Annotated in this window: 15 protein-coding genes and 1 riboswitch; of the genes, 10 read left to right on the forward strand and 5 right to left on the reverse strand. The window is 44.9% G+C overall.

Annotation, left to right across the window (positions count from 1 at the left end; all coding sequences use genetic code 11):
• The first annotated feature begins 120 nt into the window (after nt 1-120).
• The 6 genes from HMPREF0999_RS04915 (at nt 121) to HMPREF0999_RS04940 (ending at nt 7,250) form a co-directional block, all read left to right on the forward strand.
• A complete protein-coding gene (locus HMPREF0999_RS04915) occupies nt 121-711 on the forward strand; it encodes a Crp/Fnr family transcriptional regulator (RefSeq protein WP_010182348.1) in 591 nt (196 codons plus the stop codon).
• A 107-nt stretch (nt 712-818) separates the two neighbouring features.
• Nucleotides 819-2,099 (forward strand): phosphopyruvate hydratase, encoded by a 1,281-nt coding sequence (gene eno, locus HMPREF0999_RS04920; protein WP_005867398.1) that lies wholly within the window; start codon nt 819-821, stop codon nt 2,097-2,099.
• A 220-nt stretch (nt 2,100-2,319) separates the two neighbouring features.
• Nucleotides 2,320-2,886: an alkyl hydroperoxide reductase subunit C gene (ahpC, locus tag HMPREF0999_RS04925; protein WP_005867400.1), complete on the forward strand. Its 567-nt coding sequence runs from the start codon at nt 2,320-2,322 to the stop codon at nt 2,884-2,886.
• Between the two features lie 19 nt (nt 2,887-2,905).
• Entirely contained in the window at nt 2,906-4,459 is a 1,554-nt protein-coding gene (gene ahpF / locus HMPREF0999_RS04930) for an alkyl hydroperoxide reductase subunit F (RefSeq protein WP_005859705.1), read from the forward strand.
• 84 nt (nt 4,460-4,543) lie between these two features.
• Nucleotides 4,544-4,894, forward strand: a complete 351-nt coding sequence (locus HMPREF0999_RS04935) for a hypothetical protein (RefSeq protein WP_005867403.1) — start codon at nt 4,544-4,546, stop codon at nt 4,892-4,894.
• 46 nt (nt 4,895-4,940) lie between these two features.
• Nucleotides 4,941-7,250: a TonB-dependent receptor gene (locus HMPREF0999_RS04940; RefSeq protein ID WP_008779142.1), complete on the forward strand. Its 2,310-nt coding sequence runs from the start codon at nt 4,941-4,943 to the stop codon at nt 7,248-7,250.
• 173 nt (nt 7,251-7,423) lie between these two features.
• Here HMPREF0999_RS04940 and HMPREF0999_RS04945 read toward each other — a convergent pair whose 3' ends face one another.
• The gene (locus HMPREF0999_RS04945; RefSeq protein ID WP_009275330.1) at nt 7,424-8,416 is read right to left on the reverse strand and encodes a sugar phosphate isomerase/epimerase family protein; all 993 of its coding nucleotides are present in this window, start codon (nt 8,414-8,416) and stop codon (nt 7,424-7,426) included.
• 287 nt (nt 8,417-8,703) lie between these two features.
• Between HMPREF0999_RS04945 and HMPREF0999_RS04950 the strand changes: the two genes are divergently transcribed.
• The 4 genes from HMPREF0999_RS04950 (at nt 8,704) to HMPREF0999_RS04965 (ending at nt 14,504) form a co-directional block, all read left to right on the forward strand.
• Complete coding sequence (locus HMPREF0999_RS04950; protein WP_010182341.1) at nt 8,704-11,085, forward strand: TonB-dependent receptor; 2,382 nt, start codon at nt 8,704-8,706, stop codon at nt 11,083-11,085.
• Between the two features lie 63 nt (nt 11,086-11,148).
• Nucleotides 11,149-12,564, forward strand: a complete 1,416-nt coding sequence (locus HMPREF0999_RS04955; RefSeq protein ID WP_009275332.1) for a DUF4374 domain-containing protein — start codon at nt 11,149-11,151, stop codon at nt 12,562-12,564.
• Between the two features lie 9 nt (nt 12,565-12,573).
• Nucleotides 12,574-13,404, forward strand: coding sequence for an alpha/beta hydrolase (locus tag HMPREF0999_RS04960; RefSeq protein ID WP_009275333.1), 831 nt, complete (start codon nt 12,574-12,576; stop codon nt 13,402-13,404).
• Nucleotides 13,401-14,504, forward strand: a complete 1,104-nt coding sequence (locus HMPREF0999_RS04965; protein ID WP_008772875.1) for a PepSY-associated TM helix domain-containing protein — start codon at nt 13,401-13,403, stop codon at nt 14,502-14,504. The genes HMPREF0999_RS04960 and HMPREF0999_RS04965 overlap by 4 nt, the downstream gene beginning before the upstream one ends.
• Nucleotides 14,505-14,618: 114 nt before the next feature.
• Here HMPREF0999_RS04965 and fldA read toward each other — a convergent pair whose 3' ends face one another.
• The 4 genes from fldA to HMPREF0999_RS04985 all read right to left on the reverse strand — a co-directional run bounded on the left by fldA (nt 14,619) and on the right by HMPREF0999_RS04985 (nt 19,839).
• The gene (gene fldA / locus HMPREF0999_RS04970) at nt 14,619-15,128 is read right to left on the reverse strand and encodes a flavodoxin FldA (RefSeq protein ID WP_005859688.1); all 510 of its coding nucleotides are present in this window, start codon (nt 15,126-15,128) and stop codon (nt 14,619-14,621) included.
• A gap of 118 nt (nt 15,129-15,246) precedes the next feature.
• Nucleotides 15,247-16,584, reverse strand: a complete 1,338-nt coding sequence (locus tag HMPREF0999_RS04975) for a threonine/serine exporter ThrE family protein (protein WP_010182336.1) — start codon at nt 16,582-16,584, stop codon at nt 15,247-15,249.
• Nucleotides 16,585-16,633: 49 nt separating this feature from the next.
• Nucleotides 16,634-16,831, reverse strand: a riboswitch (cobalamin riboswitch).
• A 266-nt stretch (nt 16,832-17,097) separates the two neighbouring features.
• Entirely contained in the window at nt 17,098-17,598 is a 501-nt protein-coding gene (gene nrdG, locus HMPREF0999_RS04980) for an anaerobic ribonucleoside-triphosphate reductase activating protein (RefSeq protein WP_008772872.1), read from the reverse strand.
• Between the two features lie 33 nt (nt 17,599-17,631).
• Nucleotides 17,632-19,839 carry an anaerobic ribonucleoside triphosphate reductase gene (locus HMPREF0999_RS04985; RefSeq protein ID WP_009275335.1) on the reverse strand — a complete coding sequence of 736 codons (2,208 nt, stop codon included), beginning with the start codon at nt 19,837-19,839 and terminating at the stop codon, nt 17,632-17,634.
• Between the last annotated feature and the right edge of the window lie 187 nt (nt 19,840-20,026).

Here is a 20,026-nt window from a genome sequence, read left to right on the forward strand (position 1 = left end):
TTAAACGATAGTAATAATTTTTTGCCTAGACTAACCTTGACTATTTAATATGTGTTTGTTTTGTTATATGCAACAAATATCTATTTTTGTAAGGAGATAAAAAATGATATAGATCAGAAAATGATGAATAGTATGAAGACACCACAAGAAATAGCCGAAATGATATCCAAACGTTTTTATCCATTACCCAATGCGGATTTGGATTCTCTGGCCTCGATCATAGAATCAAGTAAGGCTGCGAAAGGAGAATTATTGTTGGATAACGGACAAATATCTAAATATTTATATTATGTGGAATCGGGATTATTACGCCAGTTTTACTATAAGAATAAACGTGATATTACCGAGCATTTCTCCTGTGAGGGAAATATCGTTATTTGTATAGCCAGCACATTCCAAAGAGAACCGACGCGTTTATTAATCGAGGCATTGGAACCGACGGTTTATCACCGGATCTCTTTTTCGGAATTTAGCGATTTATTGAAAACATCTTTAGCTATTAATAGATTGTACCAGAAAATACTGGAGTGGGCTTTGATGCTTTCGCAAGAGAAAGCGGACTCTTGGCGTTTTGAGTCGGCAAGAAAACGTTATCTGCGTTTTCAACAGGAATATCCGGAAGCAGCGAAACGTGCTTCTGTCAATCATATCGCCTCGTATTTATTGATGACACCCGAATCTTTGAGCCGGGTGCGGGCGGGAGTGTTGTAGTCTCTACCTACATTCAGGTATTATTGAGGTGAAAATAGCAATTTGTGGTGATTTCACGGTTCAAGTAATCCATCTATATTTGCGTCAGTTTAAAAAACGTAGAAGCAATGAAAATAGAAAAGATTACAGGACGTGAGATCCTAGATTCAAGAGGTAACCCGACAGTAGAGGTTGATATTTTACTAGAGTCCGGCGTTATGGGCCGTGCGTCTGTGCCTTCCGGTGCGTCCACCGGCGAGAACGAGGCTTTGGAGTTGCGTGATGGCGACAAGAAGCGTTATGGTGGTAAAGGCGTATTGAAAGCGGTTGAGAATATCAATACGATTATCGCTCCGGCATTGAAGGGGATGTCTGCCTTGGATCAGATAGGTATCGATCATGCGATGTTGGCTTTGGACGGTACGAAAACTAAATCGAAACTAGGTGCGAACGCTATCCTTGGCGTTTCTTTAGCTGTAGCGAAAGCTGCCGCAAATTATTTGGATATTCCTTTATATAGATATATTGGTGGAACGAATACCTACGTGATGCCTGTTCCGATGATGAATATAATCAATGGCGGTTCGCATAGCGACGCTCCGATCGCTTTCCAAGAGTTTATGATTCGTCCGGTAGGTGCCGCTTCTTTCAAGGAAGGCTTACGTATGGGCGCTGAGGTATTCCATGCGTTGAAAAAGGTATTGCACGATCGTGGGTTAAGTACCGCTGTTGGTGATGAGGGTGGTTTCGCCCCGAATTTGGAAGGTACGGAAGATGCCTTGAACTCAATTATCGCCGCTATCAAGGCGGCTGGTTATGAACCGGGCAAGGATGTGATGATCGGTATGGATTGCGCTTCTTCTGAGTTTTATAAGGATGGAATCTACGATTACACGAAGTTTGAAGGAGAAAAAGGAGTGAAACGTACTTCCGACGAACAAGTGGATTATCTGGAAAAGCTGATCAACGAATACCCGATCGATTCCATTGAGGATGGTATGAGTGAGAATGATTGGGCTGGTTGGAAGAAACTGACAGATCGTATTGGTAACCATTGCCAATTAGTCGGAGATGATTTGTTCGTGACAAATGTAGAGTTCCTTTCAAGGGGTATTAAAGAAGGTTGCGGTAACTCAATCTTGATCAAGGTAAATCAGATCGGTTCCTTGACGGAGACACTGAACGCTATCGAGATGGCTCACCGTCATGGATACACGACCGTTACTTCACACCGTTCCGGTGAGACGGAAGACGCTACGATCGCCGATATCGCTGTCGCTACCAATAGCGGACAGATCAAGACGGGATCATTAAGTCGTTCGGACCGTATGGCTAAATATAACCAGCTGCTTCGTATCGAGGAGGAATTGGGAGACCGTGCCGTATACGGATACAAAAGAATCAATTAAGTATATAAAGTAAATTATAATCGCTAATTATGTAGTAATCCAAAACCCAAGATATTGAAGGGCTTATCCGTGAGGATAGGCCCTTTTTATTGATTGATAAAGTGTTATCTATAACCTCATAAAATATATCGATTAGAAAAATTGTTTTAATGAAGAAATATGTTATATTTTTGTATCGGAAATAAAAACAAATAGTATTCATTTAAAAATAGGAACAAGTATGGAACCGATTATTAATTCTCAACTTCCGGAGTTTAAAGTACAAGCTTTTCAAAATGGTAATTTCAAGACTGTAACCAACGAGGACGTTTTGGGTAAGTGGGCTATCTTTTTCTTCTACCCGGCCGATTTTACATTTGTTTGTCCAACAGAGTTGGTCGATATGGCTGAGAAGTATGAGCAGTTTAAATCAATGGGAGTAGAAATTTACTCTGTAAGTACAGACTCTCATTTTGTACATAAAGCTTGGCATGACGCTTCCGAGACTATCCGTAAGATCCAATATCCGATGTTGGCGGATCCCACTGGAGCACTGAGTCGTGCGTTTGGTGTGATGATTGAGGAAGAGGGTATGGCATACCGTGGCACTTTCTTGGTAAATCCGGAAGGAAAGATCAAAGTGGCCGAGATTCATGATAACAATATCGGTCGTGACGCTTCCGAGTTACTTCGTAAAGTTGAAGCCGCTCAGTTTGTCGCTTCACATGATGGTGAGGTTTGTCCCGCTAAATGGAAGAAAGGGGAGGCTACCTTGAAACCTAGCATTGACTTGGTAGGGAAAATCTAAATAATTAAGAGTATAGATCGTGTTAGAATCAACATTAAAAGAACAATTAAAAGGTATATTCGCAGGGTTAAATGCGAATTATACCTTTGATATATCGATCTCTCCTGCGCATGAAAGTAGACAAGAGTTGTTGGATTTATTAGGTGATGTTGCCTCTTGTTCGGATAAAATATCTATGCGAGTATCTGATGGGGATGGATTGGAATTCATTTTATTAAAGGATGGAGCGAAAACGGGGATTAAGTTTCGTGGAGTACCTAATGGACACGAGTTTACTTCCTTGCTGTTGGCGATCTTGAATTCAGATGGGAAAGGCAAGAATTTTCCGGACGAGAGTATTTGTAATCGTGTTAAAGCCTTGAATGGCTCGATACATCTGACGACCTATGTCTCTTTGACTTGTACGAATTGCCCGGATGTGGTACAGGCATTAAACGCTATGACGACTTTAAATCCTCAGATCCATCATGAGATGGTAGATGGGGCTATCAATCAGGCGGAAGTTGATGCCTTGAAGATACAAGGCGTCCCCTCTGTCTTTGCGGATGGAAAACTGATCCATGTAGGACGTGGGGAATTCGGTGAATTGTTATCGAAGCTGGAAGCTCAGTATGGAATCAATGAGAGCCTGACGGAGAAGACGGTAAAACGATATGACGTGGTTGTGGTCGGTGGGGGTCCGGCTGGTGCTTCTGCCGCTATTTATTCCGCACGAAAGGGGCTGAGTGTCGCTGTCGTGGCGGAGCGTATCGGCGGGCAGGTGAAGGAGACGGTAGGAATTGAGAATCTGATTTCAGTTCCGGAGACAACAGGTACCCAGTTGGCTGACAATCTGCGCTTGCATATGCGGCAATATCCGATTGACCTGCTGGAGCATCGTCGTATAGAGAAGGTAACGATAGAAGGAAACGAGAAGGTTTTATCTACGGCTGGAGGTGAGATATTCAAGGCTCCGGCGGTTATTGTCGCTACGGGCGCTAGCTGGCGTAAATTGAATGTACCGGGTGAGGCAGAGTATATAGGGCGTGGAGTGGCTTTTTGTCCTCATTGCGACGGTCCGTTTTATAAGGGAAAACATGTTGCCGTGGTTGGCGGTGGAAATTCCGGTATCGAGGCGGCTATTGATTTGGCGGGGATCTGTTCGAAAGTAACCGTTTTGGAGTTTATGGATGAGTTAAAAGCGGATCAAGTCTTGCAAGAGAAAGCGAAGAGTTTGCCGAATGTCGAGATCTTTGTTAGTTCACAAACAACCGAGGTGGTTGGAAATGGCGACAAGGTAACCGGTATCCGTACAAAGGATCGTAAGACAGGGGAAGAGCGTGTTATTCATTTAGACGGTATTTTTGTTCAAATCGGCTTAGCCGCTAATAGTGGTGTCTTTAAGGAGATTGTCGAAACAAATCGTCCCGGTGAGATCGTGATTGACGCACATTGCCGGACGAATGTCCCGGGTATTTATGCAGCGGGCGACGTTTCCACCGTACCCTTTAAGCAAATCATTATTTCTATGGGAGAAGGCGCCAAAGCGGCCCTTTCGGCCTTTGAAGATCGGGTACGTGGTGTACTCGGTTGATGAAATACCTACAAATAGGTAATTTTTGAACAGCGTATCTCTTTTATCGGTTATATTACTATATTTGCGATCGAGAGAAAAGAGATGGATAGATTAAGAAAATATCTGAGGATATTACTCCCTGCGCTGTTCATAGCCTATTTGGGATGTATTATTGCGTTTACCCACGTTCATATTGTCAACGGGGTAACAATCGTCCATTCTCACCCGTATCATAAAACGGACGATGGTCGTCCGGACCATGAACATGGCTACGCCGAGTTTCAGTTGCTTCATCAGTTATCTGTCTTGCAGATAACAGGTGCGGCTTTCGTCGCTATTCTGCTGGCGGCTTTTTATTCCTTTATCCGTAACTTATCTTTCGCTCCGGTCTATCCGGACTATATCGTTCCCTTCCGGGGAAGACGTACGCTTCGGGCTCCTCCCATATTCTGATATTGTGAGATTAATAACATTGTATTACTTATCAGAATAAATTAAAATGAATAAATTTTTCATCTTTATACTATGCCTGTGCTGTGCCCTAACGGTAGCTCAGGCCACGGGAGAGGACCGTCTAAACGACTCAGACGCAAATGTTTTCGGACATGTCTTGGATAAGAAAACAGGGGAACATCTTCCCTTTATCAACGTATTGTTAAAAGGTACCACGATCGGTACGACCACCGATAACTCGGGACATTATTTCCTGAAGAATCTGCCGGAAGGTAAATTTACGCTGGAATATAAAGCGCTCGGGTATAAGACTGTCTCTAAAGAAGTGAGCCTAAAGAAAGGAAAAACCTTAGAGATTAATGTAGAACTGGAAGAAGACCAGATCGCCTTGGATGGCGTGGTGGTATCTGCGAATCGTGCGGAAACTTCCCGCCGGTTGGCTCCCACATTAGTGAATGTATTGGATGCGAAGGTTTTTACTACGACCAATGCGGTGAATTTGGCACAGGGACTAAATTTCCAACCGGGTGTACGGGTGGAGACGAATTGCCAGAATTGCGGTTTCCAGCAAGTCCGGATCAATGGATTAGACGGACCTTATACCCAAATACTGATTGATTCACGTCCCATATTCAGTGCTTTATCCGGCGTATATGGGCTTGAGCAAATACCGGCGAATATGATCGAGCGGGTAGAGGTGATGCGAGGAGGGGGATCGGCACTGTTCGGCTCGTCCGCTATCGCCGGGACAATTAATATCATCACGAAGGAGCCCTTGAGAAATTCCGGGGAATTGTCGCATACGTTAACCTCGATTGGCGGGACATCTGCTTTCGATAATAATACGACCCTAAATGCCTCTTTGGTATCGGAAAATGGGAAAGCGGGCTTATATCTTTTTGGCCAGAACCGTCATCGTTCCGGTTTTGATCAGGATGGAGATGGTTTTACGGAGTTGCCTAAATTGAAGAATCAAACGGTTGGTTTCCGTTCGTACCTGAAAACGAGTACTTATAGTAAATTGACATTCGAGTATCATCATATGAATGAATACCGCAGGGGAGGAAATCTGTTGGATCGTCCGCCTCATGAAGCGGATATCGCCGAACAGTTGGAGCATTCGATTGATGGAGGAGGTCTGAAATTCGATCTTTTCTCCAAGGATTACAAACATAAATGGAGTGTTTTCACTTCTGCCCAGAATACAGACCGGGATAGTTATTACGGGACGAACCAAGATCCGAACGCTTACGGCAAGACTACGGACCTGACGGTTATGGCCGGTACGCAATATGCTTATAGTTTTGATAAATTCTTGTTTATGCCATCGGATTTGACTGCCGGTTTGGAGTATAGTTTCGATCATTTGAAAGACGAGATGATCGGGTATAATCGCTTTACGAATCAGAAGGTGCATATCGAGAGTGCGTTTTTGCAGAATGAGTGGAAAAATAAGCGATGGAGCTTCTTGATTGGCGGTCGTTTGGATAAACATAATATGATGGATCATGTAATATTCAGCCCTCGTGCGAATATCCGTTTTAACCCGACGGAAGATATCAATATCCGGGCTAGTTATTCCAGTGGTTTCCGTGCCCCGCAAGCGTTCGATGAGGATATGCATATCTCGGCGGTCGGCGGAGAGGTCGCTATGATCCAGCGTGCGAAAGATTTATCCGAGGAGAAATCGCAGAGCTTGAGTGCTTCGGTCGATTTTTACCATCGTTTTAAGAATGGTATCCAGTTGAACTTCTTGGTGGAAGGTTTTTACTCCAGCTTAAGTGATGTGTTTGTCTTGGAAGATATTGGGAAAGATGAGCAAGGCAATCTGATTAAGGAACGTCGTAACGGTTCCGGGGCGAAAGTGATGGGATTAACCTTGGAAGGAAAGTCGGTGTTAACTTCATGGCTATCTTTGCAAGCGGGCGCTACTTTCCAGCGAAGCCGTTATAAAGAGGCCGAGAAATGGAGCGATGACGAGAATGTGCCAGCCGAGACAAAGATGTTCCGTACGCCGGATATCTATGGTTATTTTACGGCTACCCTTACGCCTTTCAAACGTTTCACGGCTTCCCTGTCGGGAACCTATACGGGAAGTATGTTGGTGCAGCATTTGGCGGGATATATACCTTTGGATAAGGCGGTGGAGACTCCGGATTTCTTTGATATGAATATCAAGCTTGCGTATGAGTTCCCGCTTTACAAAGAGCTGAAACTAGAAGTAAATGGAGGCGTGCAGAATCTGTTTAACGCTTACCAATCCGACTTTGACCAAGGTAAGAACCGGGATTCCTCCTATATCTATGGCCCGGCTAGCCCGAGAAGTTATTTTGCCGGTGTAAAGATGAGTTTTTAATCATGTAATGCCCTTTGAAAAAACATGTACGTGTTTCGTGAAAAACATGTACATGTTTCCGAAAAAAGACGTACGTGTTTTTTTGAAGGCAAAATAAACAAAAAGACAGTGTTCCCAAGCATATGATCGCCCTACGGAAACACTGTCTTTTTTATGGGATAAATCGGGATGTTTTATTTAACGAACGGAGCGGCTTGCAAATAGGCGGCGCTCTTCTCTACGCCCTCGAACTGGGTACGGCCTTTCTTGTCGCCTTCCAGTTCCACGTAGTAGCCGAGGATACCGATCTCGTACGCTTTCTTGAATATATTCGGGAAATTCATCATACCGGAATCACCGATGATCCAACGATCCTTGATGTGCAATAACTTAAAACGATTCGGATAATTCTCCATCCATTCCACGGGATCTTGCTGTCCCATAACGGCCCAATATACATCCAACTCGAACATAACCTTATCCGGATCGGTATTTTTCAGGAATAACTCCTCGATATAAGTACCCTTAGGTGGTGCCCACGGATTCGGGTTCTGTTCCGGTTTCTCTCCGGCTTTCAATACCCGTTTGAACTCATTGCTATGATTATGGTAACCCCATAGGATTCCGGCTTTCTTCGTGATCTCTCCGGCACGGTTGAAGATCTCTGATACTACTTTGGCGTCATCCTCGTTTTCGATACGGGGTAAACTCGGTTGTACCATACAACTAACACCTAGCTCGGCATGGATATCGGTTGCCTTTTTCCAGAACTCGTCGAATTTGGGCATATTCTCTTTCGTGTACTCACGAAGAGAAGGGGTCAAGTGTGAGCTGCTGATTCTCAAACCGGCATCATCCACCATTTTCTTATAATCCTTGGAGGCGATGAATGTCGTATTTTTAGGATTATAATCACCGAATTTACCAGTGTCTTCCCTATATCCGAAAATCTCCAGATCGGTATATCCTGCTTTTGCCAATCGGTTCAACCCGTTAGGCATATCTTGCAGTAACTCCTGTCCGAGCGAATAGGTTTGCAATCCCATCTTTTTCCCGGCGGTTGCCGAGGATACCGCATCCGTGGCGGGTATGGATCTGGTGGGATTTGAAGCCATTACTTTTTGGCTGGCTATGCCCCCTAAAGTAAGTAATGAAATGTTTCTCAAAAATGTTCTTCTGTCTGTCATGGTGATAAAGAATTAAAATTAAACATCTGTTTCTCGCAAATATAGTTAACCTTTTTGAAGTTTATTAAGAAAAAGTACCTCAAAAACCTACGATTGGGTTTAAATAGATTTAAAATTTGACATAACTCAATTTTACGAACTTACTCCATACATCCAATTACCTGAATAAGGGGATTGTTTGGTATACCTCCGTAGATTTTTAATGTGATTTTACCCATTCTTAGGTATTGTGGGGCGGTAGTCTCTGATCGTAACTTTGCAACGTTTTAAATAACATAATTGATTAAATGATGATGAAGAAAATCAGAGGGCTTTTCCTCTCCTTTTTACTGTTGCTTATTTCCATCTCGGCTTTTTCTCAACATAAAACAATGATATCGGGCAAAGTCCTGTCCACGGAAAAAACAACCGTGGATTTCGCTACCGTTTATCTAAAAGGTACGAATTACGGCGGGACTACGAATGAGGAAGGTATCTATCATCTTCAAGCTCCCGCGGGAGAATATACATTAGTAGTATCGGCTATCGGATATAAGACGGTAGAGAAACCCGTGAAACTGATGCGTGGGGAACGGACAAAGATGAATGTGGTAATCAGCCCTCAAGCTACGGAGTTGGATGAGGTGGTTGTCGTTTCTAATGGCGTGACCCGGCTCAAGCGTTCTGCGTTCAATGCCGTGGCCCTCGATACGAAAGCCTTGCAAAATTCAACCCAGAACTTGAGTGAAGCCTTGGCTCAAGCGCCCGGAATGAAGATCCGGGAGTCCGGCGGTGTCGGCTCGGATATGCAACTGATGATGGATGGATTTACCGGCAAGCATATCAAGATCTTTATCGATGGGGTTCCGCAAGAAGGTGTCGGCAGTTCTTTCGGACTGAATAACATTCCGGTGAATTATGCCGAGCGTATAGAGGTCTATAAGGGTGTGGTACCGGTGGGTTTCGGAACAGACGCTATCGGAGGTGTTATCAATATCATCACCAAGAAGAACCGGGACAAATGGTTCTTGGATGCTTCTTATTCATACGGGTCTTTCAATACGCATAAATCTTATGTGAACTTCGGACAAACTTTCCGGAGCGGACTCACGTATGAGATCAACGTTTTTCAGAATTATTCGGATAATAATTACTATGTGGATACTCCGGTGAAGGACTTTACGACCGGAGCGATCAATAAGAAAAAGATCGAGCATGTGAAGCGTTTTCATGATACGTATCATAACGAGGCCGTTATCGGGAAAATCGGTTTCGTGGATAAGAAATGGGCGGATCGTTTGATGTTCGGGTTTACCTATTCACATATGTATAAAGATATACAGACGGGCGTACGCCAAGAAGTGGTGTTTGGCGGCAAATATCGGAAGGGATACTCGATCATGCCGTCGTTGGACTATCGCAAGCGTGATTTCTTCGTTAGGGGCTTGGATTTGGTATTGACGGCGAATTATAATAAGAACATGACGAACAATGTAGATACCTCTTCCTATGAATATAATTGGCGTGGCGAGATGCGTCCGCTCCGGATGCCCGGTGAGCAATCTTATCAGAACACCCGGTCGGATAATAATAACTGGAACGGAACCTTAACGGCTAACTACCGTATCGGTAAGGCACATACATTCACGTTCAATCACGTGATCAACGCGTTCCGGCGTTCGAATCAGTCTCTTTTGAACGAGGACTCGGAAGCGAACGCTATCCCGAAGGAAACCCGTAAAAATATCAGCGGTCTTTCGTATCGCTTGATGCCGACGGAACATTGGAACTTGTCTGTGTTCGGTAAATATTACAACCAGTTTATCGCAGGGCCTGTCGCTACTTCCTCGGCTCAAGATGACTATATACGTACGACCAATTCGGTAAGCGCGATGGGATATGGGGCTGCGGGAACTTACTTTATCTTGAAAAGCTTGCAAGCGAAATTATCCTATGAGAAAGCCTATCGTCTGCCGACCAATGAGGAGATGTTTGGCGATGAGGACCTTGAGACCGGCGATATTTCCTTGAAACCGGAGAACAGCGATAATGTGAATCTGAATTTAAGCTACAACGAGACATTCGGTAAGCATTCCGTATATGTGGAAGGCGGATTGATCTACCGGAATACGAAAGATTATATCCAACGGAATATATCGGATTTGAGCGGCGGTAAATATGGCGCTACCTATGTGAATCATGGTCGTGTAGAGACCAAGGGTTACAATATCTCGGTTCGCTACGGTTTCGCTAACTGGGTAAGCGTAGGAGGAAACTTTACGCAGATGAATGTGAGGGATAACGTGAAGACGGTTACCAGCGGGACGAACCAAGAGAGCTTGACATATGGCGCACGTATGCCGAATCTTCCTTATCAGTTTGCCAACTCGGATGTGACCTTCTACTGGCGCAATTTGTGGAAGAAAGGCAATACGCTAAGTGTCACTTACGATAATTTATATATGCATAGTTTCCCGCTGTATTCGGAGGCAGTAGGCAGTGAATCCGAATTTGTGGTACCAACTCAATTCTCGCATAACCTGACACTCTCTTATGGTATACAGAACGGGCGTTACAATATCTCTTTCGAGTGCAGGAATCTCACGAACGAGAAATTATACGATAACTTCAGCTTGCAGAAGGCTGGCAGGGCTTTCTATGGTAAGGTGAGGGTTTATTTCGGTAATTAATTTAAAGTGTGACTATCTTTTATTTATCAATAATTAATTCAAAACATAATAGATTAAAACAACATGAAGAAGAATTATTTAATGACAGGTCTTGCCGCCGCGTTATTGGTTGGGGGAGTATTTACTTCTTGTAGTGACGACGATCCTGTAAACCCGGATAACGGAGGCAACGGGAATGGAAATGGCGGAGGATCGACCTCGGAGGTGGTTTCGAGCTATGTAGTTGCCGCTTCTGTCGGTGACGCGAATTACTTGTTGACAGCCGATACGCTGGGTGATGGCTCTATCTCCGCTAAAAACAACGGACTCACTACGGAAAGCGGTACGCAATGGATCTTCTATAAGGATAAATATTTGTATCGTTTGGTTTACAATCAAGGAAATGCCGGTGTTACTTCTTCATACGTACTGAATACGGAAGGCAAGGTTAAGGAGCGTGATAATACTTACGAGATCAAGCGGTTTACTTCTTATGGTATCTACGGTGACTATATCATTACATCTTCTACCGGTGATCTGGGTGAGGAATATGCGGACGAGAATGGTTATCTGCCTAAAGGTTTCTTGCTCTCTTATCTGGATGTGGCCAAAGAGACGTTTACGACAAACACGAATACGATCTTGTCGGAGAATTATTTGGGAAATGGCGAGTTTGTTACGTTAGCGGGTATTCTCCAAGCGAACGGCCGGATCTATTCCGCGGCTATCCCGATGGGATTGAGTAAGTACGGCGTGAAAGCGGAGGGAGGTAAATATGTTAAATACCCGGAGCTGGTAAAGACTGAATCCGGAGGAAGCGGTAGTGGCGCTTACGAAAAAGGGGAATTGCAATGGACGCAATATCCGAACGAGGCTTGGGTCGCTATTTATGCGAACGAGAAATTCGAGAACCCGAAACTGATAAAGACGGATAAGATCAGTTATGCTTGCGGACGTAACCGTTCTCAATACTACCAGACCATTTGGACGGCAGACAACGGCGATGTGTATGTGTTCTCGCCCAGCTATGCCAAGACGATGACCGCGGAGGTACAGAAAACGACTTTGCCGGCCGGTGTAGTTCGTATTAAGGCTAACGCGGAGGGGTTTGATCCTGATTATTATTGTAATTTGGAGGCACAGACGGGTGGTAAGGCATTCTTGCGTTGTTGGCATATCACGGAAGATTATTTCTTGTTGTTGATGTATGATCGTCCGTTGACTGAATCCGGATTCGCCGCGAAAGAGTTGGCTATTTATAAAGGAGAGGATAAGAGTCTTACTTACGTGAAGGGGCTGCCTTCCACGGATGTTATTTCCGGATTTGGCAATACTCCGTTCTCGGAGGATGGTATCGCTTATATGGCGGTTACGACTACCGATGGAAGTCAACCTGCCGTGTATCGTATCGATCCGAAGACAGCTACCGCTACAAAAGGTCTTACCGTTGAGGCAGAGCAAATCAGTGGTGTAGGTAAATTGACTGCCGCTCAAGAATAATAAGCAAGTATGAGTCGGACTCACATTCTTTTAATATTCCTCCTGCTCCCGCTAACCCTGCGGAGCCAGGAGGATATTTGTATAGGAAAGGAACTGGTTTTGTACTCTACCGTATTGCAAGAAGACCGGAGTTATTGGATACACCTGCCGGAGCATTATAATATGGATACGAAACAACGCTATCCGGTTGTTTACCTGCTAGATGGAGATTCTTTCTTTCATTCGCTGGTAGGCATAAGGAAAACGTTGGCATCCGGTAGAGGTAAATATCTACCTCCCTGTATTATTGTCGGGGTATTAAATACGGATCGGACACGTGATTTTACGCCTACCGCTTCAGCCGCCGGACGGGATGGTAAAATCTCCATAGATGCGATTCCGCAAGGAGGGGGAAGTGAGGCTTTCAGTAAGTTTCTTACGGAAGAACTTCGCCCTGCTATCGATAGTGCCTATCGCACGAACGGCTGGAATATGCTTATCGGTCATTCGTATGCGGGGCTTTTCACCTTGAATATGTTTCTTCGTCATACGGAATTATTTGATACCTATCTAGCGGTCGACCCTAGTTTGTGGTGGGATCAGGGGCGGTTGGTCCGGGAGGCGGAGGCTTTGGTTGCAGGCCGGGATTTTAAAGGGAAAAGCCTGTATATCGGTGTCGCGTCTAAAAAAAGGACGGACCGGGTGGACATTCATCTTGACAAAGTGAGTTATCTTCTTTCGGAGCTTTTACCGCAAGCGGAGAACCTGCGTTTCTTTAGTAAATCATTTCCCGACGAGAACCATGGAACGGTAGCGGTTCCGGGTATATATGACGGGATTAAACAATTATTCGGAAAATGAGAAAATTCTTTGCGAAAGTACATTTATGGCTATCGATACCTTTTGGCATTATTATTGCGATTGTCTGCCTGACCGGGGCGATTCTCGTCTTTGAGACAGAGATATTAGAATTAGGCTACCCTTCCCGTTATTTTGTAAAGGAAGTAAAAGGGGAACCTCTCTCGCCTGCCACCTTGATAGAATCGGCGCGCCAACAATTACCCGATTCGGTTCGAATAAACGGTATTCGGGTATCGTCTGACCCGAGACGAACTTATCAACTGATATTACCGGGGAAAAAGGCCGCGGGTTTTATTGATCCCTACACCGGGGAGGTGACCGGGATGGATGACGGACAAGGTTTTTTCCTGAAAATGATGCGTCTTCATCGTTGGTTACTTGATGAGTATAAACGGGATGGAAGTTTTTCTTGGGGAAAATCAATAGTTGGCTATGCGACTTTGGTCTTGGCGATTATTATTATAAGTGGAATCGTAATTTGGTATCCCCGTAATAAAAAAGTATTGAGAAACCGGTTGAAAGTAAAGACCAAGGCTGGTTGGTTCCGTTTCTTCTATGATTTACATGTCTCCGGGGGATTCTATGCGGCATTGCTCCTGCTTATCTTAGCGTTAACCGGATTAACATGGTCGTTTGGTTGGTATCGAAATGCCTTTTATAGTGTCTTCGGTATTAGTGCAAACCCGCCTCAAGCGCATCATGCTCCAGCTTCTTCCGGCGCGAAGAAACCCGCGAAGAAAAAGACGGATTACACACAATGGGCTGAGGTGTTATCGGCATTGAAAAGCCATTATCCGGACTTTAACTCAATCACGATCCAAGATGGCTCCGCTACGGTTTCTACGGCCCGTTATGGAAATACGAGAGGAAGCGACCGTTACTCCTTTGATCCTGCTACGGGTGAGATTACGGAAGTCCAATTATATAAAGATCTCCCAAAATCGGGGAAGATAAGAGGATGGATTTATTCCGTACACGTCGGCTCGTGGGGGGGAATGACTACCCGTATATTGACTTGCTTAGTTTCCTTGTTGGGGACGATCTTCGCGATAACCGGCTATTATTTTTGGATAAAGAAACAATTCAGGAAACTGAGATGAAAAGAAAGAGGTATGTTTGACCCACATACCTCTTCATAAATCTAAACCAATCAAGTTGAATACGCAAACGTTGTAATATTAAGGTTAAACAGTTATGTATGTAAAAGTGTGCGTCTATTCAATTCCTTCTTTCCTTATAGATGCCAACCACTGGTCGATCCGCCCTTCTGTTTGATCGTCTTCATTCATTTCATCCAAAGGAAGTCCGACGAACATACCGTTTATGCAGGCGGTGGAACTGTCAAATGAATATCCCGAAGCATCTACAGCGCCAATGAATTTGCAACCTGTATTTCGCAGGTCGGAATAGATCGTACCGATGGCGTCACAGAAAGTGTCGCTAAAAGAGGCTGAGTCTCCGCAACCGAATAATGCGACGGTTTTCTCACTTAAGTCCAGCTTTTTCAGTTTCCCTAGATAACTATCCCAATCATCTTGCAAATCTCCGGCGCCCCAAGTGGAACAGCCCAATAACAAGATTTCATAAGGCGCTACATCAGCGGGAGAAGCGTTAGATACGTCATGAATATCTTTGTCTTCCACACCCAGCTTCTCTGCGATACGTTTCGCGATCCCTTCCGTCGTTCCTGTAGACGAGCCGTAGAATATTCCTATAGTCTTCATTTCTATTTGTTTTTATAGTTTGATAACGAAAGCAAATATCCGATATCTTATTAGTCTCGGCAATACCTATAAATATGTATTTTGACGGTCGGGAATACCCACGAATGGCCAGCTTAAATCACCACTCGATAAACTTACCTCTTTGCCTGCGTTTCTCCAATTCCTCTTGCAGATAACGTTGGCGGTCTTTGGCGATGTAACGACGGGCGAAGATATTGGGGACGGCTACGCCTAAAGAGATACAAAGGATGATGAGGGCGGAGTTAATACCATTGGAGAAGGCGTTCGTAACCTCGCCGATCACCCCGTGAAGGTTGATAAAACCTAATAACGAGCGATACATCAATACTCCCGGGATCATTGGGATAACAGAAGGGATCGTCAATACATGGTTCGGTACATGGAACCAATGAACCGCTTTCACTGCGATCAGGCTGACAACGAAACTTCCCATAAACGAGCCGATCACGGGACCATAGCCCAGCTCGAAGTTCACGAAGTTCCGGATGCATACGGCGATAATACCGCCTAAAGCAACCACCCATAATAAACGGCGTTGGATATTGAATATCATAGAGAAACCAACGGCGGATATGGCAGCCGCTATCGCATATACGTAATACGGATCATGCGGGACCATGCTTAGTTCGCTGAATTTATGGTCGATCGATACGTCGTTCATCACGAGCAGGCGCAAGGCGAAAGCGATACCGAAAGTCATTGCCGCTACCATCATCACCGTGTTTGCGGCACGGGTAATACCGACCAGCAAGTGATTATCGATCATATCGTCTACAAAATTAATCAAAGGTACGCCCGGTACGATGAATAGGGCACAAGCCAGTAACGGGAGATACGGAGTATCGGATATTCCCAGAAAAGATGAGGCATATGCTAGGCAAGTACAAATAAAGGCGGCAAGAGCGATCCCCATGTAGGCGTTAAGGCCAGCCTCTACACAACGGGCACGCACCCTGAAACCGATAAAAGTACAGATCGAGGTTAACAAGAACGCGATCCAGTCTCCTCCAAATAACTTACAGAAACCTCCACAAGCGAATCCTGCTCCGACCGCTACGATATAAGGGGTATAATTCCGAGGTTGGCGAACTATCTTTTCCAATTCTTCCTCATATTTATCCAAAGAATAATCTTGCTCGATCGCCCGCCATGAGAGCTTGCTGACCTGTGATATCGTTGTCATGTTAATACCATGTTTCTCGCATTTCTGGAATTTGGAGAATGAGTTTCGCTCATCGCTTACGTTCACCATAATCATGGTCCATCGGATATCGATATGCAATTTCTCCTCGGGAATCCCCATAAAGGCGGCCACCCGCTTCATGTTACGCTCGATACGGTTCGTATCGGCGGCACTTTCCATCAACAATTTTCCCGTACGGAGCAAAAGATCCAATTTGCGCCGTAATAACAATACTTCCTTGTCTGTCATCATCTTCTTTTTGTTCTTATATATGTGTTCTCTATACCCTAACCCACGAGGATATGAATCTTAAATGAATGGCAGGTCTTCTGACTGACTCCCATTCTAATGCCTTCCCGGCTTACTAGGCCAGTGGCGAAAGTAGTATTAGAATGTTAAAGGAGTTTCACAGCAGCGGGACTGTACCGGATTCTCACCGGATTCCCTTTTAATCCGTATGCCCGAACGAGCGTACGGAACCAATTCGGATGCAAAGGTATGAAATCATGCTAATATCCGTCTCGCTTCAGTAAGAATAATTATCCGGATACTTATATATTCTTTGTTGAATGCGCTTCTATTCTATAAATCACGCCGTGGTCTGTACGGATCACGCCGTGGATTTTATAAACCACGCCGTGGTTTGTACAGACCACGTTGAAAATTGAGGAATAGATGCTGATGCAATTCTCTTTATATATAAGAGAACGGATGTTTATTTCTTATTCCGTACAAGATTTTATGCATGTGTGTGCCTTAAAAGCCTTAAATAAAAGGATCGTACTTGTATTTTACGATTTCCTTTTTATTTAAAGAAGCTTGTACGTCAATTAACCGTTGGTTGCTGCTTCCCCGGAATAAAAGGCTCTCATCCCGAAGGGTTTGTTTGTAGCGGCCATCTACCAATACGTCGATATAGGATAATAAGGCGGCTTGTGCCGGGTTCTTTATCAGGTCCTCGAATTTATATCCCGTGTAGCACCAGATCGTCTTTTGGCTTTTTTCCTTGATCGCCTTGGCTACCTCGGTGAAGCCTTCCGGCTGGAACATGGGATCTCCTCCGCTGAAGGTGACGTTGGCGAACTCGTCAGCCAGCACTTTCTCCACGATCTCTTCCGTTCTTACTTTCTTCCCTTTATGGATGTCCCATGATTCGGGGTTGTGGCAACCCGGGCATTTGTTCGGGCAACCCGCCGCATAGATGGCGGTCCGGAATCCCGGACCGTCTACGGTGGTATCTTCGATGATATCTATGATAGACAACATGGTAATTGAAAATTGAAAATTGACAATTGAAAATTAGTTGTGGGTGACACGGTCGTTCAACTCGGATAGCTTGGCGTTGTTCCAACGGTCGGTGGTTCCTACCAAGTAACCGGTGATGCGTTGAAGTTTGTCCAAGTGTTTGCTGCCGCATTTCGGGCAGGCTTCCAGATTCGGGGTGGAGTTCTCGTAGCCACAATCCAGACAACGGTTACGATTATGGTTTACGGAACCGTATCCGATATTGTATTTATCCATCATATCCACGACACGCATGATCGCTTCGGGGTTATGCGTAGCGTCGCCATCCATCTCTACGTAAAAGATATGGCCGCCACGAGTCAAATCATGATAAGGAGCTTCCACTTCGGCTTTATGACGGGCACTGCACTTATAATATACCGGGACGTGATTAGAGTTCGTATAATAATCCCGATCCGTGATACCGGGGAGCGATCCGAACTTCTTACGATCTTTTCCTGTGAACTTGCCGGACAAACCTTCTGCCGGAGTTGCCAGTACGCTATAATTGTGTTGGTATTGCTCCGAGAATTGGTTGGCACGATCCCGGATATACGTAACGATCCTTATGCCTAAGGCTTGCGAATCCTCATCTTCGCCATGATGCTTCCCGGTAAGGGCTACCAAGCATTCGGCCAGTCCGATAAAGCCGATGCCCAAGGTGCCTTGGTTGATAACGGAGGCAATCGAATCGTTAGGCTTCAATTTTTCCGAGCCTAACCACAAGGAAGACATCAACAACGGGAATTGCTTCGCGTAAGCGGTTTTCTGGAACTCCATACGCTCATGCAACTGACGAGCCGTAAGTTCCAGCATATGATCCAGTTTAGCGAAAAATAGGGCGATACGCTCTTCCTTATTCTCCACTTGCATGCACTCGATAGCCAATCGTACGATATTGATCGTCGAGAAGGATATATTACCTCGTCCGATAGAAGTTTTTGGTCCGAAACGATTCTCGAATACACGGGTACGGCATCCCATGGTCGCTACCTCGTGGATATAGCGCTGAGGATCGTCCTCTTTCCAATCCTCGCTTTGGTTGAAGGTCGCGTCGAGATTCAAGAAGTTCGGGAAGAAACGACGGGCGGTGACCTTGCAGGCCAATTGGTAAAGATCGTAGTTACGGTCTTCCGGCAGATAGCTTACGCCTCGTTTCTTTTTCCATATCTGGATCGGGAAGATAGCGGTCTCGCCGTTACCTACGCCTCTGTAAGTACTTTTTAATAACTCCCGGATGATGCAACGACCTTCCGCCGAGGTGTCGGTCCCATAATTGATGGAGCTGAATACCACTTGGTTGCCTCCACGGGAATGGATCGTGTTCATATTATGGATAAAAGCCTCCATCGATTGGTGTACACGGCTTACCGTGCGGTTGATGGCATGTTGTATGACGCGTCTATCACCGCTTAATCCATCCAAGGTCTGTGTCTGGTAATCGTCGATAGGCTTATTATATAAGTGGGAGAAATCCTGTCCGTATAAATCCTCTAAGGTCTTTACTTCCTCGATAAAGCTATTACGTACGTAAGGAGCTAGGTAGAAGTCGAACGCCGGTATCGCCTGTCCGCCATGCATCTCGTTTTGGGCGGTCTCTAGAGAGATACAGCCAAGGATGCTTGCGGTTTCGATTCGTTTAGCCGGACGTGATTCGCCATGACCGGCGGAGAACCCGTATTTCAGGATGCGATCCAACGGGTGTTGTACGCAGGTCAAGCTTTTAGTCGGATAATAATCTTTATCATGAATATGGAGGTAGTTGTTAGATACGGCTTCCTTGACCTCTTCGCTCAATAAATAGTCATCGACAAACGGCTTGGTGGTCTCGCTGGAGAATTTCATCATCATGCCGGCGGGTGTATCGGCGTTCATATTCGCGTTCTCACGGGTGATGTCGTTGGATTTGATATTGATAATCTCCAAGAACATATCCCGTGTTTTCGCCTTGCGGGCTACGCTTCGCTGATTTCGGTAAGCGATATATTTCTGCGCTACGTCCTTCCGGCTACTGGCCATCAATTCCAGTTCCACGGCATCTTGAATCGCCTCTACGGTCATTTGAGGTTCTCCCTTGAATGAGATATGGTCTGTGATTTGGCGAATCAGTTGCATATCTTCTCCCTTGTCTGTATGCAACATGGCTTTACGGATAGCGGTTACTATCTTCTCCTCGTTGAAGCCAACGATACGCCCGTCCCGTTTAACAACTGTCTGTATCATGATGTCGATTAATTTGTGATTGATTATGCGTGCAAAGGTATCTTATTACTCTATATGATTTTCTTTTTGGAAAACTTTTTGCTGATTAAATTATGTTAATATATTAATTTACAGTGAGTTGTAAAAAGTTTTGGAAAACTTTGTATCTTGCATGATTGCTTTTGTTTTCCTTTTTGGCGATGTGATG

It is taken from the genome of Parabacteroides sp. D25, assembly GCF_000307475.1.
Taxonomy (GTDB): domain Bacteria; phylum Bacteroidota; class Bacteroidia; order Bacteroidales; family Tannerellaceae; genus Parabacteroides; species Parabacteroides distasonis.

Coding starts and splice junctions, on each gene's coding strand:
- HMPREF0999_RS04940 (WP_008779142.1), top strand. CDS start 4,941: ATGAATAAATTTTTCATCTTTATACTATGCCTGTGCTGTGCCCTAACG.
- HMPREF0999_RS04945 (WP_009275330.1), bottom strand. CDS start 8,416: ATGACAGACAGAAGAACATTTTTGAGAAACATTTCATTACTTACTTTA.
- HMPREF0999_RS04950 (WP_010182341.1), top strand. CDS start 8,704: ATGATGATGAAGAAAATCAGAGGGCTTTTCCTCTCCTTTTTACTGTTG.
- HMPREF0999_RS04985 (WP_009275335.1), bottom strand. CDS start 19,839: ATGATACAGACAGTTGTTAAACGGGACGGGCGTATCGTTGGCTTCAAC.
- HMPREF0999_RS04955 (WP_009275332.1), top strand. CDS start 11,149: ATGAAGAAGAATTATTTAATGACAGGTCTTGCCGCCGCGTTATTGGTT.
- nrdG (WP_008772872.1), bottom strand. CDS start 17,598: ATGTTGTCTATCATAGATATCATCGAAGATACCACCGTAGACGGTCCG.
- fldA (WP_005859688.1), bottom strand. CDS start 15,128: ATGAAGACTATAGGAATATTCTACGGCTCGTCTACAGGAACGACGGAA.
- ahpC (WP_005867400.1), top strand. CDS start 2,320: ATGGAACCGATTATTAATTCTCAACTTCCGGAGTTTAAAGTACAAGCT.
- HMPREF0999_RS04960 (WP_009275333.1), top strand. CDS start 12,574: ATGAGTCGGACTCACATTCTTTTAATATTCCTCCTGCTCCCGCTAACC.
- HMPREF0999_RS04975 (WP_010182336.1), bottom strand. CDS start 16,584: ATGATGACAGACAAGGAAGTATTGTTATTACGGCGCAAATTGGATCTT.
- HMPREF0999_RS04915 (WP_010182348.1), top strand. CDS start 121: ATGATGAATAGTATGAAGACACCACAAGAAATAGCCGAAATGATATCC.
- HMPREF0999_RS04965 (WP_008772875.1), top strand. CDS start 13,401: ATGAGAAAATTCTTTGCGAAAGTACATTTATGGCTATCGATACCTTTT.
- eno (WP_005867398.1), top strand. CDS start 819: ATGAAAATAGAAAAGATTACAGGACGTGAGATCCTAGATTCAAGAGGT.
- HMPREF0999_RS04935 (WP_005867403.1), top strand. CDS start 4,544: ATGGATAGATTAAGAAAATATCTGAGGATATTACTCCCTGCGCTGTTC.